Origin of the sequence: Aquabacterium sp. (assembly GCF_036279675.1) — a bacterium.
Taxonomy (GTDB): Bacteria; Pseudomonadota; Gammaproteobacteria; order Burkholderiales; family Burkholderiaceae_C; genus Aquabacterium.
Genome location: NZ_DASUIS010000095.1, coordinates 15,548 through 31,593 on the forward strand (window position 1 = coordinate 15,548; position 16,046 = coordinate 31,593).

General features: G+C 60.8%; 16 protein-coding genes. 14 read left to right on the plus strand and 2 right to left on the minus strand.

What is annotated here, in order from left to right:
* Positions 1–14: 14 nt before the first annotated feature.
* Positions 15–1,616 (minus strand): deoxyribodipyrimidine photo-lyase, encoded by a 1,602-nt coding sequence (locus VFW93_RS11435; RefSeq protein ID WP_329694118.1) that lies wholly within the window; start codon positions 1,614–1,616, stop codon positions 15–17.
* Between the two features lie 96 nt (positions 1,617–1,712).
* Between VFW93_RS11435 and VFW93_RS11440 the strand changes: the two genes are divergently transcribed.
* The 14 genes from VFW93_RS11440 (at position 1,713) to VFW93_RS11505 (ending at position 15,157) form a co-directional block, all read left to right on the plus strand.
* Complete coding sequence (locus VFW93_RS11440) at positions 1,713–2,300, plus strand: YqgE/AlgH family protein (protein WP_329694119.1); 588 nt, start codon at positions 1,713–1,715, stop codon at positions 2,298–2,300.
* A complete protein-coding gene (gene ruvX, locus VFW93_RS11445; RefSeq protein ID WP_329694120.1) occupies positions 2,297–2,704 on the plus strand; it encodes a Holliday junction resolvase RuvX in 408 nt (135 codons plus the stop codon). The genes VFW93_RS11440 and ruvX overlap by 4 nt, the downstream gene beginning before the upstream one ends.
* Positions 2,705–2,713: 9 nt before the next feature.
* Complete coding sequence (gene pyrR / locus VFW93_RS11450; protein ID WP_329694121.1) at positions 2,714–3,223, plus strand: bifunctional pyr operon transcriptional regulator/uracil phosphoribosyltransferase PyrR; 510 nt, start codon at positions 2,714–2,716, stop codon at positions 3,221–3,223.
* Positions 3,220–4,182, plus strand: a complete 963-nt coding sequence (locus VFW93_RS11455) for an aspartate carbamoyltransferase catalytic subunit (protein WP_290677459.1) — start codon at positions 3,220–3,222, stop codon at positions 4,180–4,182. Before pyrR ends, VFW93_RS11455 begins: the two co-directional genes overlap by 4 nt.
* On the plus strand, positions 4,179–5,522 hold the full coding sequence (locus VFW93_RS11460; protein ID WP_329694122.1) for a dihydroorotase: 1,344 nt from the start codon (positions 4,179–4,181) through the stop codon (positions 5,520–5,522). The genes VFW93_RS11455 and VFW93_RS11460 overlap by 4 nt, the downstream gene beginning before the upstream one ends.
* Entirely contained in the window at positions 5,519–6,313 is a 795-nt protein-coding gene (locus VFW93_RS11465) for a lysophospholipid acyltransferase family protein (protein WP_329694123.1), read from the plus strand. Before VFW93_RS11460 ends, VFW93_RS11465 begins: the two co-directional genes overlap by 4 nt.
* A 327-nt stretch (positions 6,314–6,640) precedes the next feature.
* Positions 6,641–7,909: a hypothetical protein gene (locus tag VFW93_RS11470; RefSeq protein ID WP_329694124.1), complete on the plus strand. Its 1,269-nt coding sequence runs from the start codon at positions 6,641–6,643 to the stop codon at positions 7,907–7,909.
* A 17-nt stretch (positions 7,910–7,926) separates the two neighbouring features.
* Positions 7,927–8,358, plus strand: coding sequence for a hypothetical protein (locus tag VFW93_RS11475; RefSeq protein WP_329694125.1), 432 nt, complete (start codon positions 7,927–7,929; stop codon positions 8,356–8,358).
* A gap of 116 nt (positions 8,359–8,474) precedes the next feature.
* Positions 8,475–9,701 (plus strand): DesA family fatty acid desaturase, encoded by a 1,227-nt coding sequence (locus VFW93_RS11480; RefSeq protein WP_329694126.1) that lies wholly within the window; start codon positions 8,475–8,477, stop codon positions 9,699–9,701.
* 289 nt (positions 9,702–9,990) lie between these two features.
* A complete protein-coding gene (locus tag VFW93_RS11485) occupies positions 9,991–12,276 on the plus strand; it encodes an ATP-binding protein (protein ID WP_329694127.1) in 2,286 nt (761 codons plus the stop codon).
* Positions 12,277–12,482: 206 nt separating this feature from the next.
* A complete protein-coding gene (locus tag VFW93_RS11490) occupies positions 12,483–13,208 on the plus strand; it encodes a methyl-accepting chemotaxis protein (RefSeq protein WP_414639663.1) in 726 nt (241 codons plus the stop codon).
* Positions 13,209–13,213: 5 nt separating this feature from the next.
* A complete protein-coding gene (locus tag VFW93_RS11495) occupies positions 13,214–13,768 on the plus strand; it encodes a hypothetical protein (protein ID WP_329694129.1) in 555 nt (184 codons plus the stop codon).
* A gap of 31 nt (positions 13,769–13,799) precedes the next feature.
* Positions 13,800–14,765, plus strand: a complete 966-nt coding sequence (locus VFW93_RS11500) for a chemotaxis protein CheX (protein WP_329694130.1) — start codon at positions 13,800–13,802, stop codon at positions 14,763–14,765.
* Positions 14,766–14,791: 26 nt separating this feature from the next.
* A complete protein-coding gene (locus tag VFW93_RS11505) occupies positions 14,792–15,157 on the plus strand; it encodes a response regulator (RefSeq protein WP_329694131.1) in 366 nt (121 codons plus the stop codon).
* 14 nt (positions 15,158–15,171) lie between these two features.
* On the opposite strand, the gene fabI is transcribed toward VFW93_RS11505, so the two are convergent.
* On the minus strand, positions 15,172–15,957 hold the full coding sequence (gene fabI, locus VFW93_RS11510) for an enoyl-ACP reductase FabI (RefSeq protein WP_329694132.1): 786 nt from the start codon (positions 15,955–15,957) through the stop codon (positions 15,172–15,174).
* Positions 15,958–16,046: the final 89 nt, after the last annotated feature.

Here is a 16,046-nt window from a genome sequence, read left to right on the forward strand (position 1 = left end):
CCTGTTGCACGCGGTCAGGCTTTGCCGGGCTGCTTCGATGCGGCCTTGGCTGCTGTCTTGCGGGGAGCCTTCTTGCGTGCCAGCTTCTGGATGTCCTTGTCGGTCACGGTTTTGACCACGGCGTAGCGGTCCAGTGTTTCCTGCCGGGCCACGTCGTGCATCACGATGGGTTGCGGGTAGTCTCGCCCGATCACCACATCTTCTGCGCAGGCCAGATCGGCAGGTCGGGCCAACCATGGCGCGTGCAGCGCCTGATCGGGCAGGGCGGCCAGTTCCGGCACGTAGCGGCGGATGAACTTGCCCTGCGGGTCGAACTTCTCGCTCTGGTTGATCGGGTTGAAGATGCGGAACCAGGGTTGGGCGTCGCAGCCGCTGGAGGCCGCCCACTGCCAGCCACCGTTGTTGGCCGCCAGATCGAAGTCCAGCAGCTTCTCGGCGAAGTAAGCCTCGCCGCGGCGCCAGTCTATGCCCAGGTCCTTGATCAGGAAGCTGGCCACCACCATGCGCAAGCGGTTGTGCATGTAGCCGGTCTGGTTGAGCTGGCGCATGGCCGCGTCCACCAGCGGGTAGCCCGTGCGGCCTTCGCACCAGGCTTGAAAGTGCGCCTCGGCCTTGGCGCCGTGCGCCCACTTGATCAGATCGTATTCGCGCTTGTAGGCCTGGCCCACCACATGCGGGTGGTGAAAGAGGATCTGGTGATAGAAATCGCGCCAGATCAGCTCGGACAGCCAGGTCTGCGCACCCGTGGAGCCTGCCTTGGCACGGTCCCAGGCCAGGCCGGCCAACTGGCGGATCGACACGGTGCCAAAACGCAGATGGGTGGACAGGTAACTGGGGCCCTTGATGCCGGGGAAGTTGCGCGTTTCGTCGTAGCGGTCGATGCGGTGCAGGAAGTCGTCCAGCAGCGAATGGGCGCCGCTCATGCCAGCGGGGACTTTCAGCGAGCCAACCTCCTCGAATCCGAGGGCCTTCAGCGTGGGCACCCGGGCTTGACCGATGGGCTGCACTTTGGCTGGAATTGGCGCCAGTTGCGAGCTGAAGCGTTCAACGGGATAAGGTTTGACGTAAAAAGGCTCGATCTTCTTGAGCCAGGCGTTCTTGTAGGGCGTGAACACGCCATAGGGCGAGTCGTTGCCGGTGAGCACCTCGTTGCGCTCGAAGATCACGTGGTCCTTGGAGGTGAAGAGGGCCACGCCGATGTTGCTCAAGGGGCCGCGCACGTGGGCATCGCGCTCCAGGGCGGCGGGCTCGTCATCGTGGTTGGCGTACACGGCCTGCACCCCGAGCTGGGCTGCCAGCTTGGGAATCTCGACCCTGGCAGAGCCGTGGCGCACGATCAGCCCGGCGGTGGCGCCGCTGGCGGCCGACGACGTGAGTTGCGCCAGCGGGTGCTGTTGCCCCAGGGTTTCCAGCGCCTGATCCAGTTCGATCACGCTGCGGTGGATGAAGTCCACGCGCCGGTCAAAACGGGGCAATTCATCCAGGATGTCCGTGTCGAACACGAAGGCGCACCAGACCTTGCGGGCATTTTTCAGGGCGTGATAAAGCGCCGCGTGATCCGTGCTGCGCAGATCGCGTCGAAACCAGACCAGGGCGGAATCGAATGTCTGTGTCATGTCGGCAGTATCACTTTGTCAGCAAGCACGGGTTGCGAGCAGGTAAATGCGGGAATCTGCATGAACGTGCGGGGCCGGGGCGTCTAAAATCGAGGGATGTCTACAGGCGCGCCCACTCCCATCAATCTGACCAACCAGTTCCTCATCGCCATGCCGGGGATGAAAGACGGCAATTTTGCCGGCACGGTGGTCTATATGTGCGAGCACAACGACAAGGGCGCGCTCGGCCTGGTCATCAACAAGCCGATCGACATCAACCTGCGCAACCTCTTCGAGAAGGTCGATCTGAGCCTGGAGCGCCCGGATCTGGCCACGCGGCCGGTGTTTTTCGGTGGCCCGGTTCAGACCGAGCGTGGTTTCGTGCTGCATGAAAGCCTGGATGCCGAAGGTGGCCATTACAACTCCACCCTGAAGATCACGGATGGCCTGGAGATGACCACCTCCCGCGACGTGCTGGAAGCGCTGTCCAACGGCGCCGGCCCGCGCAAGGTGTTCATCACCCTGGGCTACTCGGGCTGGAGTGCGGGGCAGCTGGAAGAAGAACTCGGTCGCAACGGGTGGCTCAATGTAGACGCCGAGCCCGAGATCATCTTCAACACGCCGGTCGAACAACGCTATGACAAGGCTTTGTCTCTGCTTGGCATCGATCGCAACTTCCTGATGGGCGAGGCCGGGCACGCATGAGCGGCCCTGTCCTGACTTATCTCGCCTTTGACTACGGTCTCAAGCGAGTGGGCGTCGCCACGGGCAACAGCCTCACGCGCCAGGCTCAGCCGCTGCGCACGATCGCAGCCGAGGGCAAGCCCCGTTTCGAGCAGATCGGCCAGCTGATTGCCGAATGGCGCCCGGACGCCCTGGTCATCGGCGTGCCCTTTCACCCGGACGGCGCGGAGCACGACAATACCGTGCGGGCGCGCAAGTTCGGCGGCCAGTTGCGCGGGCGATTCCATCTGCCTGTGCACGAGGTGGACGAGCGCTACTCGACCACCGAAGCCATCGCCCTGGGGGCGCGTGACCTGGACGCGGCTTCGGCTGCCATCTTGCTGCAACAATATTTCAACGATCATCCCGAGCCATCCGAAAGCTGAGAGGCCCCCGTGAGCGACACCCATACCCTGCACCTCGATGCCGAGGCCTTGTACGACAGCCTGCTGGTGGGCATCCGCCGCATCGTCACGCCCGAGACCACGCTGGTCGGCGTCTGGTCGGGTGGCGCCTGGCTGGCCGAGCGCCTCATCACGGATCTGGGCCTGAAGACGCCGCATGGTGTGATCTCGTCGGCCCTGCATCGCGACGACTACAGCTCGCGGGGCATGAGCGCCACCAAGGACGCCACCCACCTGCCTTTCGAGGTGGAAGGCCGCCACATCCTGCTGATCGACGATGTGCTCTACACCGGCCGCACCACGCGCGCCGTCATCAACGAACTGTTCGACTTTGGTCGCCCCGCCAGCGTGACCCTGGCCGTGCTGGTGGACCGTGGTGGCCGCCAGTTGCCGATCGAGCCTGCCTTGTCTGCCGCCCGCATCACGCTGCCAGCCAACGAGCGCGTTTCGCTGGACCGCACGCCGGAAGGCCGTTTCCAATTTCATTTCGAGAGGGTTTGATGTACAAGAACAACCCCCAGCTCAACAAGCATGGCGAGCTGATCCACCTGCTGTCCACCGAAGGGCTGCCCAAGGCCAACATCCACCAGATCCTGGATACGGCCGAGCAGTTTCTGAGCGTCAACGAGCGTGAAGTCAAGAAGGTGCCCTTGCTGCGTGGCAAGAGCGTATTCAACCTGTTCTTCGAGAACAGCACCCGCACCCGCACCACCTTCGAGATCGCCGCCAAGCGCCTGAGCGCCGACGTGATCAACCTCGACATCGCGCGTTCATCGGCTTCCAAAGGCGAAAGCCTGCTGGACACCATCGCCAACCTGAGTGCGATGCAGGCCGACATGTTCATCGTGCGCCATTCCGAATCGGGGGCGCCTTACCTGATCGCGCAGCACGTGGCCCCGCATGTGCACGTGGTCAATGCCGGTGACGGGCGCCACGCGCACCCCACGCAGGCCCTGCTGGACATGTACACGATCCGGCACTTCAAGAAGGACTTCAGCAACCTGACCGTGGCCATCGTGGGCGACATCGTGCACTCGCGCGTGGCCCGCTCCAACATCCACGCGCTGACCACCTTGGGCGTGCCCGAAGTGCGTGTGGTGGGCCCGCGCACCCTGGTGCCCGGCGACCTGCGTGAGATGGGCGTGCGCGTGTGCCACAGCATGGAGGAGGGCATTCGCGGTGCGGACGTCATCATCATGCTGCGCCTGCAAAACGAGCGCATGAGCGGTGGCATGCTGCCCAGCGCCGGCGAGTTCTTCAAGGAGTTCGGCCTGACCGAATCCAAGCTGGCCCTGGCCAAGCCCGATGCCATCGTGATGCACCCGGGCCCGATCAACCGTGGCGTCGAGATCGACTCGGCGGTGGCGGACGGCAAGCAAAGCGTGATCCTGCCCCAGGTGACCTTCGGTATCGCGGTCCGCATGGCCGTCATGTCCATCATCGCGGGGAATGAAGCATGAAAATCCTGATCAAGAACGGCCGCCTGGTAGACCCCGCATCTGGCTTCGACCAGGTGGGTGACCTGGCCATCACATCCGGGCGCATCAGTGCCATCGGCAACGTCAACAGCGACTTCGCCCCTGACCGCGTCATCGATGCCACCAACATGATCGTGGCGCCAGGTCTGGTGGACCTGGCGGCGCGTCTCAAGGAGCCCGGCCACGAGCACGAAGGCATGCTGGAGTCCGAACTGGCCGCTGCTGCGGCTGGTGGTGTGACCAGCGTGGTCTGCCTGCCCGATACGGACCCCACCCTGGACGAACCCGGCCTGGTGGAGATGCTCAAGTTGCGTGCCCGCAAGCTCAGCCGCTGCCGTCTGTTCCCGCTGGGTGCACTCACGCGTGGCCTCAAGGGCGAAACGCTCACCGAGATGGCCGAGTTGCACGAAGCCGGTTGCGTGGGTTACTCGCAGGCCGAGGTGCCCATCAAGGACACACAGGTGCTGCAACGTGCACTGCAATACGCGGGCACCTTCGGCTACACCGTGTGGCTGCGCCCGCAGGATGCCTGGCTGGGCAAGGGTGTGGCGGCCAGTGGCCCCGTGGCCACACGGCTGGGCCTCTCCGGCGTGCCAGTTGCCGCTGAAACCATTGCCCTCAACACGATCATCGAACTGGTGCGTGCCACCGGTGCGCGCGTGCACATCTGCCGCATTTCCAGCGCACAGGGTGTCGAGCTGATTCGCCAGGCGAAGGCCCAGGGCCTGCCCATCACGGCGGACGTGAGCATCAACTCCCTGCTGCTGACCGATGTCGACATTGGCTACTTCAACTCTGCCATGCGCCTGACGCCGCCGCTGCGCCAGGGCCGCGACCGCGATGCCCTGCAGGCAGGCCTGCTCGACGGCACGCTGGACGCGCTGGTGTCCGACCACACGCCCGTGGACGAAGACGAAAAGACCCTGCCTTTCGGCGAAGCCGAACCTGGCGCCACAGGGCTGGAGCTGTTGTTGAGCCTGGCCCTCAAGTGGTCCGGCGCCGATCAGGGTGACAAGCCCGCGCCCGACAAGCTGCGCCGCGCGCTGTCCGTGGTCACGCAAGGCCCCGTCAAGGTGCTGGGTGACGCGCTGGGTTCGCTGTCGTCCAGCGCGGGCCGCCTGGTGGCCGGTGGTGTCGCCGACGTGGTGGTGTTTGATCCGGCTGCCCGCTGGATCGTCGAGCCTGCCGCGCTGGTCAGCCAGGGCAAGCACACGCCCTTTGCCTTCAGCTCGACCGGGTTCGAGCTGGTGGGGCGCGTGCAACTGACCCTGGTGGCAGGGCAGGTGGCCCACGAGGCAGAACGCCAAAGCGCCGCTGCATGAGCGCCGCCCTGGAGGAGCGCCCGCCTGGCCCCTCCGGGCTGGGCTTGATCCTGGCTGTGCCCTTGGCCGCCTGGCGGCTGCTGCGTGTGCTCTTGCACGTGCTGGTGGGCTACGTGCGCTCTTACGTGATCTGGCCAGGGCTGGATGAGCACGGCTGGCATGCGGAGACCATCAACTGGTCCCGCCAGTTGCTGCACATTCTGGGGATTCGCCTGGAGGTGCAGGGCCAGGCCAGGCCAGGCGCCAAGCTGGTGGTGGCCAACCACGTGTCCTGGCTGGACATTGTGGCCATCAACTCCGTCGTGCCCTCGCGCTTTGTCTCCAAGGCCGAAGTGGCCAAATGGCCTTTGGTGGGGCGGCTGGTGACGGCCGCCGGCACCCTGTATCTGGTGCGGGAGCGCCGCAGGGATGCCATGCGCGTTCTGGGGCTGATGTCCCAGGCCATGCGGGAGGGGCACACCGTGGCTGTCTTCCCTGAAGGCACGACGGGTGACGGGCACGACGTGATGCATTTCCACGCCAACTTGTTACAAGCGGCCATCGATGCGCCGGCACCGGTGCAGCCTGTTGTGTTGCGTTATAGCGACCCTCGGCATGCCGTCAGCCCGATTGCAGCCTATGTGGGCGACACCACGCTGATGCAATCCTTGTGGTGGGTGGTCACCGCCAGGGGCCTTTGCGTGCACGCCCGGATCCTGCCTTTGCAGGCGGTGACGCACGCTGACAGACGTGCTCTGGCCGAGCTGTTACAGGCCCAGGTGTCGGAAACGCTTCAGCGTTTGAATCACTAATTCGCGCATTAGTGAAAAATTGCACGTTGCGATACACCTTATTCAGGGGATAGGTGTCAAGTGGTAACACTACTCTGACGACAACCGCCAAGCCCTTAGGCAAAGTGGTCGCGCATTCGGACATACAGCCGATACCAAAAGCATCAGGTGGAACAGTCCGAATTGGCGTCCCGTCAACCCTGTTGAGGAGTCCCTCCTATGTCAGAGAAAAAACTTCGGCGCCTACCATTGGCGGCCGCAGCTTTGGTCGCCTGTATGAGCGCCCAGGCTGACTACCAGTCGCCTGATGGCAACTTCCGATTGTCTGGTTTTGGTACGTTGGGTGCCGTGCACACCAGCACCAATGACGTTGACTTCAACTACCCGGGTCAGGGTGGCGGCGCGGGCACCACACCCAGCATGAGCCCGGACAGCAAGCTGGCTGTGCAGGGCTCCTACAAGTTCACGCCGACTTTCTCGGGTACCGCCCAGATCATGACGCGGTATGACGCGAACTCCCAATACGTACCGACAGTCGACTGGCTGTTTGCGAAGTGGCAAGTTACCCCGGCCTTGACCGTTCGTGGTGGTCGACTGGTTGCCCCGAACTTCATGATTTCCGACTTCCGCAACGTGGGTTATGCCAATACCACGGTGCGCCCCAACCTGGATGTGTACGGCCAGGTGCCTGTTGATCAGTTGGAAGGTGGCGACGTAACCTTCCAGCATGTGCTGGGCTCTACCACGATCAACGCTACCTTCTTTGCGGGTGACGCCAACGCTGACTACACATCGGCCTTCAGAAAGGGGGCGCTCAGTATTGCGCCTTCCAGTTTCCAGCTGAAGAAAACCAAGGGTATCAACATCACGGCAGAAATGGACAATGGTCTGACGCTGCGTGGCGGGTATTCCAGATCCAAAATCAACATCAATTCGGATTCGATTGATCGGTTGCAATTGTCGGCAACTTGCCTGCGGGCTATTTCCGCTGGTTCTGACCCGTGCGCCGCAGTGGCACCGTTTCCTGCGGGCAGTATCAGTGGTGGGTTGGCAGCAGTTCTGAATGACATGGGCTCCCAGATTGCTACGGCTGCCAATGGGCTTGCAGTGCAAAACGGGAACGTCTCGTTTACCGGCTTCGGGTTCAGCTACGATCAGGACAACTGGATTGTGTCGGGCGAGTACACCAAGCGTCGCAGCGACAACTTCGTGGCCGACACGACAGGCTGGTATGGTTTGGTGGGCTATCGAGTCGCCAAATTCACGCCTTACGTTGGTTTGTCACGACTCACCGTGAACAGTGCCAACGTGTCGTTCACACCAGTGACGCCTTTGGCGGTCAACGGTGTCACCACGAGCGTGCAAACGTCGGCCAATAGCGGTCTGCAAGGCTATCTGGATGTCCAAAAACTGGCTCAGCGCACCATCACTGTGGGGACGCGCTGGGACGTGATGCCCAACGTGGCTTTGAAAGCTCAATGGGATCAGGTTCACAAGCCTGCGGATTCGTATGGGCTGTTCTTCACGAAGGACCCCAGCACAGCTGAAGCTCAATCCTTCCTCAATAGTCGTCGCAAGGTCAACGTGTTGACCGTGTCGATGGACTTTGTGTTCTGATCGGAAGGGAGCAAGACATGAAAATCAAGCATACCCTTCAAGCCGCCGCCGCAGTTGCACTCCTGACCCTGGCCCAAGCAGCCAGCGCCCAGGTCGCTGTGATCGTCAACCCCAAGAGCCCGCTGGCATCCATGACGCCAGAGCAGGCCGCCGCCATCTTCCTGGGCAAAACCTCGACGTTGCCGACTGGTCAGACTGCCGTTCCTGCGGACCTGCCGGAATCGACCGCTGCACGCGATATGTTCTACAGCAAGGCTGCGGGCAAGTCGTCTGCGCAGGTGAAAGCCACCTGGGCACGTCTGACCTTCTCCGGTAAGGCCACGCCGCCCAAGGAAGTGCCGACTGCTGCTGACGTGAAGAAGCATGTGGCTTCCAACCCGGATGCCATCGGCTACATCGAAAAGTCCGCTGTGGATAGCACGGTCAAAGTTGTTCTGACCGTGGAATAAGTCTCTCCAGACGAGGGTTGTCACGCGATTGCTCGTGTGGCAACCCTTTATTGTTTCTGGACAAAGACAAATTCCTGGGGACCTCTACAATCTCGCGTCCCGTTGAAAGGTCCCTGATGTTTTCTTCCGAGTTTTTCGGGTCGCTGCATGATGCATTCGTGCAATGGGCGATCCAAGGTCTGACAGATGCCAGCTGGTGGCAAATTGTTGCCTATACCCTGGTTCTAACGCATATCACCATCGCTTCTGTCACGATCTTCCTGCATCGTGCTCAGGCGCATCGTGCGCTGGAACTCCACGCGATTCCTTCCCACTTCTTTCGATTCTGGCTGTGGCTGACCACCAGCACGGTCACCAAGCAGTGGGTGTCGGTGCACCGCAAGCACCACGCCAAGTGCGAAACCGAAGAAGACCCTCACAGCCCGGTGACCCGCGGCATCAAGAAAGTGCTGCTGGAAGGTCGCGAGCTGTATCGCGACGAGTCCATGAAGGCCGAGACGCTCAAGAAGTATGGCCACGGCACGCCCGATGACTGGCTGGAGCGCAATCTGTACACCCCACGCAATAACTGGGGCCCCATCGCCATGCTGCTGATCGACCTGGCCCTGTTTGGCGCCATCGGCATCACCGTGTGGGCTGTTCAGATGCTGTGGATCCCCATCATGGCCGCTGGCGTGATCAACGGGATCGGTCACTTCTGGGGCTACCGCAACTTCGAGGCACCTGACGCCTCCACGAATATCTTCCCCTGGGGCATCCTCATCGGTGGCGAAGAGCTGCACAACAATCACCATACCTATCCCACGTCGGCCAAGCTGTCGGTCAAGTCCTACGAGTTCGACATTGGCTGGGGCTACATCCGTGGTCTGGAATTGCTGGGCCTGGCAAAGGTTCGCAAGACCCCGCCGCGCCTCACCCTGGGTGACGTCAAGCCCGTGGCCGACGCCAAGACGCTGGAAGCCATTGTGGCCAACCGCTACGAGCTGATGGCTCGCTATGCCAGCGAAGTTCGCCAGGCTTGTTCGGCTGAAGTGGCCCGGCTGAAGGCCAACGGTCAAGTGTCTGCTGCCAACCAGCTGCAACGCGCGCGCAAGTGGATGCACCGTGATGCCGACAAGCTGCCAGCCGGCATGCAGCAGGAGGTGGATCAGGCTCGCGCAGCCAATCCTCAACTGGACAAACTGCTGGCCATGCGCGAAGAGCTGCGTACCCTGTGGACGAGGACGAACGTCTCTGCCGAGCAACTCGTGGTCGAGCTGCAGGCCTGGTGCCAGCGCGCTGAAGCCAGCGGCATTGCCGCCTTGCAGGACTTCTCGCGCAAATTGCGTGCGGCTCATGCCTGATCGATCAAAGGCCAGCCAGGCTGGCTTTTGAACGGGAAAGCGTACCCTTGAGGTACGCTTTTTTTTGCTCGCTCGCATCGATCATTTCTCACATCAATGTGAAAAAACGCTTACTGGCGCCTTAAGTGGACGCTTTTCCTGCCGTAAACCTGTCCGGTATTTCGTATTCTGATTTCGCCATCCTGAATTTTTTGGTTGGTGAATATCGGGTCAGAGCGTGAGCTTGAATGATCAAGATGCTGCGCTCGACACCGGATCATTTACAAGGTTGACGGCAATGGAACACACCATGCAGAGTCCAGTCGATACGGTCAGCAAGCAAGCCACTGAGGCGGCCGGGGGGGCGCAGGCGCCTGCCAGCGGCAATCCGATGCGCAAGATCATCTTCATGGTCGGCGTGGCCATCGTGGTGTTCCTGGCTGTGACCAGCTACAGCGTGCGCAAATCCTTCCAGAGCAGCGATCAGCTGTCTGCGATCAAGGACTTGTACTTCCCGGTGCTGCAACAGATCGATGCCAACATCGTCCGTCTGGACAAGATGGAAGAGCTGTTCATGCGCTCGGTGATGCTGGGCGAGCATGACCCGCTCGACGAGGCGGAAGACTTCTTCCAGAAGGCAGACCAGTCCTTTGTCGAGATGGAGAAGATCTATCCCGAGCGTGCCAAGGACATTCAGGCGCTGCGTGTCGAAAACAAGCAGTACAACGACATGGCCTTGAAGACGGCGGAGGACTTCCTCGCCAACAAGGTGGGCAACATGCCCGAGCAGACCAAGCGGATGAACAAGACGCTCAATGATCTGCGTGGGTCGATCAAGAAATTCCGCGAGTCCAGCTACAACAACTTCGTCAAGACGCTGGCCCAGTCGCAGCAGACCGTCAAGCTCAACCTGTACATGGGCATGGCGCTGGGCGTCATGAACTTGATCTTCATGGGCGTGCTGGTCTTCTTCATCCGCAACAACGTGGCGATGATGGCCGTGATCGCCGAGCAGAACGCTTCTCTGGAGCGTCGCGTGGCAGAGCGCACTTCCCAGTTGCGTCAGAAGACGCACGACATCCAGGCCATGTTGCAGAACATGCCTCAAGGTGTGTTGACCGTGCTGCCCGGTGGTGTGATTCACCCCGAGTACTCGGCTTACATGGAAACGATCTTCGAGACCAAGGACATTGCCGGCAAGAACTTCATGGATCTGGTGTTCACCAACACCAGCCTGGGTTCGAACGACCTGTCTCAGGTGGATGCCGCTGCGGGTTCCTGTATCGGCGAAGACCTGATGAACTACGAGTTCAACTCGCACCTGCTGGTCACCGAATTCGACATCACCTTGCCCACCGGCTCCGTCAAGAGCCTGGAGCTGAGCTGGTCGCCCATTGCAGATGACAATGACGTGGTCGAAAAGCTCATGCTGTGCGTGCGCGATGTGACCGAGTTCAAGAAGCTGGCCAGCGAGGCTGGTGCGCAAAAGCGCGAACTGGACATCATTGGCGAGATCCTGGCTGTCAGCCAGGAGAAGTTCCAGGACTTCATCGAGTCGTCCTACAAGTTCGTGGCCGAGAACGAAGAGCTCATCCGCAAGACGCCCCAGAAGGATCTGGAAGTGGTGGGCCTGTTGTTCCGCAACATGCACACGATCAAGGGCAACGCCCGTACCTATGGCCTGCTGAACATGACCAACGTCGTGCACGAGACCGAGCAGGAATACGACGAGCTGCGCAAGGACGAAGAGAAGGTCTGGGATCAGGACGCCTTGCTCAATCAACTGGCGCAAGTGCATGCCCTGGTCGACGACTACCACCGCATCAACGACGTCAAGCTGGGCCGCAAGGGGCCGGGCCGTCGCGGCAACGTCGAGCGCTTCCTGATGGTCGACAAGGACCAGGTTGGCCGTACGCTCGAGCTGATCAGGAACGTGGGTTCCAACGATGCAGAGGCCATGCGTGCAGCGTTGGCCGATGTCGAGCGCACGCTGCGCCTGATCGGCACCGAGAAGATCGAGTCCGTGCTGAGCGGCATCGTCGAGTCCATGCCTTCGCTGGCGAAGGAGCTCGGCAAGGAGCCGCCAGTGATCACCATTGCCGACAACGGCATCGTGGTGCGCACACAGGCGATCGGCTTGCTCAAGAACGTCTTCACCCACTTGTTCCGCAATTCGATGGACCATGGCCTGGAGACAGGCGACGTGCGCCACGCAGCGGGCAAGAACCCGGTCGGTCACATCAAGCTGGATGTGGATCTGGCAGATGGCCAGCTGAAGCTGAAGTTGTATGACGATGGCAAGGGGCTGGCCGTCGGCCGCATCCGTCAGAAAGCCATTGACAGTGGCCTCATCCAGGCTGGCGACAACACGCCACCGGAGACCGTTGCCAATCTGATCTTCGCCTCGGGCTTCTCGACCGCCGATAAGGTGACCGAGGTGTCCGGACGTGGTGTGGGCATGGATGCCGTGAGAGGCTTCCTGCGCAATGAAGGTGGTGATGTGGCCATCCACTTCACGGATGACAAGGTGGATTCCGACCAGCGTGCTTTCGAGTTGCAGATCACGCTGCCGGACAAGTTCGCCGTCAAGGCCTGAGCAAGGCTGACCCGATAAGCAAAGCCCTGCCGGTAGACGCTGGCAGGGCTTTTTTGTTGACCGCAAGTCAAGGTGTGAAAAGCGTGCAATTTGGACGCCTGTGCGACTTTATGACGGACAGCATCCGCCGATAAGCTCAGGTAATACTGCAGTTCTTGACATGGTTCATGTTGGGGGCTGCCTGATCACCGCAAGGTTTGAACATGCTGCTCTACTCGATTCTGTTTCTGTCGGGATGCTTGATTGGCGCATTCGGTGCCTGGTTTCACCATCAACGTGCGCTCAAGCTGAGAGGTGAACTCGTGTCGGCCCCTGAGGCTCGTGCACGTGAAGAGGCCTTGCAGCGCACCGTTGAAGAGCTGCGCCACGAACTGGATCAACAGCAGCATCAGCTGCAGAGCGAGCAGTCTGCCGCGCAGTCCGAGCTCAGCCAGTTGCGCCAGTCTCTGGAGCGTGAGCTCAGCGAGGTGCAGGGCGTGGCTGCTGGCAGCAAGGAGCAGACGCTGGTCAACTGCAATCGCCTGGCAGACTCCATCGACAAGCTGCTCACCTTGATCAAGACCTTCGAGCGCTGGCATGCCGACATGAACGTGCTGATCACGCACAACCGCGAGATGCACGATCGCAATGACGAGTTCGCCGCCATCGTTCGACAAGTGGTGATCGTGGCGCTCAATGCGTCCATCGAAGCCGCGCGTGCGGGTGAAATGGGCAAGGGCTTTGCCGTGGTGGCCAACGAAGTGCGGACACTGGCCAATCGGGCCGAGGCACTGTCCAATGACTACCGCAACAACCTCTACAAGAACGACCTGATCACCACGACCACCTTCCAGGACCTGCAGGCGGGCGGCAAGATGATCATTGGCGCGGTGACCGAGCTCCAGATGATCAACACCAAGACCAAGGATGCCTTGGTCGCAGAAGCCATCTGAGCACCATGATCAGCCAGCAAGCCAAAGACGCGTTCGACTACATCGTCACCGGTGCGCTCAAGAACGCCTTGTGTGCTTCATCGGAGGGGCCGTGCGAGGTCTCCGTGATTGCTGATGTCAAGGAAGCCAAAGAAAAGAAGGTCGTCTTGCTCACGGTGTCGTCCTACACCTTCCGTGTGATGACGATGCTGTACTTCACGCTCAACAGGGAAACCAAGGCGCACTTCGCGGCCATCAACCGCTCCGAGGTTGAGTCCATGAACGAGTCCGACTTCCTGGACGTGATCTGCGAGTGCGGCAACATCTTTTGCGGTGCGCTCAACCGTGAGTTGGGCAACCACTTTCCTCACCTTGGCATGTCCACCCCCAATGTGCTGGATCGCGAGTGTGTGGACTACCTGACCGAGCTGGATGCGGGCTACACCCAGCATTTCAAAATCTCGATCAATGAAAATTTCACGATGCACGCCAGCCTGTGTGTCTGTGAGTTTGCAGATATCGACTTTACGGTCGATATGACTCAGACCGAAGAGAACAACGGCGAACTGGAACTCTTCTAGTCGTCATCTTCATCCCAGAAGGATTAGGACCATGGTTGAAAAAGCAGAGCTGGTCAGCAAAGTGCTCGTGCTGGAAGATTCCCAGGACGCAGCAGCCCGTATCAAGGCGTTTTGTGACGATAACCATCTGGTGGGCGTGAAGGCCCAGGCAGAGAACGTCATGGGCGTGCTGAAGTCCAACGTGGACCTTGGTGCCATCTTCCTCAGCGAAGGCTATGGCGGTGCCGAAGGTGGCCTCCCGCTGGTGCGCGAGATCCACGTGGTGCGCCCCGAGTTGCCCATCTTCCTGCGCCGCGAAGGCTCGGATGATCTGGACTCGTTCGACGAGGCAGACCGCGGTCTGTTCAGCCAGGCCTACACCATTGACAACATCGACAAGCTGGGCCCGGTGATCGATGAGACGATCTTCAGCCTGGTGTACCCCAATGCGCTGGTGCGCGGCATCACCGAGATCACCAAGGCCGCGCTGGAAAGCCAGTTCAAGGACGTGGACGTCAGCAGCGAAGCACCCTACATCGTGCGCGACCGCATCATCTACGGCGAGCTGTTCACGCTGATCCCGCTGGAGAGCAACTGGTGCCGCGGCTACATGATGCTGCAGACCGAAGAGCAGCCGCTGGTGAAGTTCGTGGAGTCGGAGAAGACCCACATCGCCACGGACTTCGTCAACTTCCGCGACATCAACCACGTGCTGGGCGAGGTCACCAACCTGGTGTGGGGTTCGTTCAAGAACCGCTTCATCTCGTATGAGCCGCTGGAAGGCCGCTCGTCGCAGGTGCCCATCATCGTGAACCACCTGCATCGCTACATCTCCTTCGGTTCGGAGGATCCGCAACTGTGCTTCAAGTACACGCTGTCGGACAAGAGCGGCAATGGTCCCAACCTGGTTCTGTATCAACGTTTCGTGTTCAACCTGAGCTGGTCGCCAGACAAGTTCAAGGAAAACGAAGCACTGGTCGAAGATCTGTTTGACTCGGGTGAGCTGGAGCTCTTCTGATTATTTTCTCAATGAGGTGAACAAACATGGCACAAGTACTTGTGGTTGATGACTCCGCTACCGTCCGCAATGAAGTCGGTGATTTTCTGAAGAAGGCTGGCCTGGACGTGATCACGGCCGTCGACGGTCGCGATGGTCTGGCCAAGCTCAAGGCCGATCCCCGCGTGAAGCTGGTGGTCAGTGACGTCAACATGCCCAATATGGATGGCCTGACCATGGCCGAGAAGATCCGCGGCGAGCTGGGCAATGCGTCGGTCAACATCATCATGCTGACCACGGAAAACACGCCCATCATGAAAGAGCGCGGCAAGGCTGCTGGCATCAAGGGCTGGATCGTCAAGCCCTTCAAGGGTGACGCCGTCATCGCCACCTTCAAGAAGCTGGCCGAATAAGGCTTCGGGTCGCGTCAAGCCATGATGTTGATGCCGCCATCGACATAGACGGTCGAGCCCGTCAGGTGGCGTGCAAACGGGCTGGCCAGGTAAGCACAGGTCATCCCGACGTCCATCACGTCGACCAGTTCGCCGATGGGCGCCGTGCTGACGGCATGTGCCAGCAGCACATCGAATTCCTTCAGGCCGGACGCCGCGCGCGTCTGGATCGGTCCGGGTGATATCGCATGCACCCGGATTTTTTTTGGTCCCAGCTCATAGGCCAGGTAGCGGCAGGCCGACTCCAGTGCAGCTTTGACCGGGCCCATCAGGTTGTAGTTGGGCACGACCTTGTTGGCGCCGTGATAGCTCATGGCGAACAGGCAGCCACCATCGGTCATCAAGGGCACCGCCTCTCGCGCCAACCTCAGGAAGGAGTGGCAGGAGATGTCCATCGCCTTGGCAAAGCCTTCAGGCGAGCTGTTGAGCAGGCCATTTTGCAGATCGGCCTTGGGCGCAAACGCGATCGAGTGCACCAGCAGGTCCAGCTTGCCCCAGCGTTGGGTGAGGGTGTCGAACAGCGCCTTGATCTGATCGGGCTGGGTCACGTCCAGCGGCGCGAAGATCTCGGCGCCCAGTTCCTGCGCCACGGGCTCGACAAAAGGGCGGGCCTTGTCATTCTGGTAGGTGATGGCGACCTCGGCCCCCAGTGCCTTGAACGCCTTGGCGCAACCGTAAGCGATGGAGGATTCGTTGGCGATGCCGACGATGAGCGCTTTTTTGCCGGCCAGCGCTTGTCCGTTGATGGATGGTGCAGTCATGGCTGCATTCTGCGGCGGTGGCAAGTCAGTCGTTTGACTGATCGCAAGGCCAGGCGCCATGGGCTCATGAACAAAAAACCCGCCAGGCT

Excerpts from the sequence above, each read along its gene's own strand:
- VFW93_RS11435 (WP_329694118.1), bottom strand. The coding sequence starts at position 1,616 with ATGACACAGACATTCGATTCCGCCCTGGTCTGGTTTCGACGCGATCTG.
- VFW93_RS11440 (WP_329694119.1), top strand. The coding sequence starts at position 1,713 with ATGTCTACAGGCGCGCCCACTCCCATCAATCTGACCAACCAGTTCCTC.
- ruvX (WP_329694120.1), top strand. The coding sequence starts at position 2,297 with ATGAGCGGCCCTGTCCTGACTTATCTCGCCTTTGACTACGGTCTCAAG.
- VFW93_RS11460 (WP_329694122.1), top strand. The coding sequence starts at position 4,179 with ATGAAAATCCTGATCAAGAACGGCCGCCTGGTAGACCCCGCATCTGGC.
- VFW93_RS11465 (WP_329694123.1), top strand. The coding sequence starts at position 5,519 with ATGAGCGCCGCCCTGGAGGAGCGCCCGCCTGGCCCCTCCGGGCTGGGC.
- VFW93_RS11475 (WP_329694125.1), top strand. The coding sequence starts at position 7,927 with ATGAAAATCAAGCATACCCTTCAAGCCGCCGCCGCAGTTGCACTCCTG.
- VFW93_RS11480 (WP_329694126.1), top strand. The coding sequence starts at position 8,475 with ATGTTTTCTTCCGAGTTTTTCGGGTCGCTGCATGATGCATTCGTGCAA.
- VFW93_RS11485 (WP_329694127.1), top strand. The coding sequence starts at position 9,991 with ATGCAGAGTCCAGTCGATACGGTCAGCAAGCAAGCCACTGAGGCGGCC.
- VFW93_RS11495 (WP_329694129.1), top strand. The coding sequence starts at position 13,214 with ATGATCAGCCAGCAAGCCAAAGACGCGTTCGACTACATCGTCACCGGT.
- VFW93_RS11500 (WP_329694130.1), top strand. The coding sequence starts at position 13,800 with ATGGTTGAAAAAGCAGAGCTGGTCAGCAAAGTGCTCGTGCTGGAAGAT.
- VFW93_RS11505 (WP_329694131.1), top strand. The coding sequence starts at position 14,792 with ATGGCACAAGTACTTGTGGTTGATGACTCCGCTACCGTCCGCAATGAA.
- fabI (WP_329694132.1), bottom strand. The coding sequence starts at position 15,957 with ATGACTGCACCATCCATCAACGGACAAGCGCTGGCCGGCAAAAAAGCG.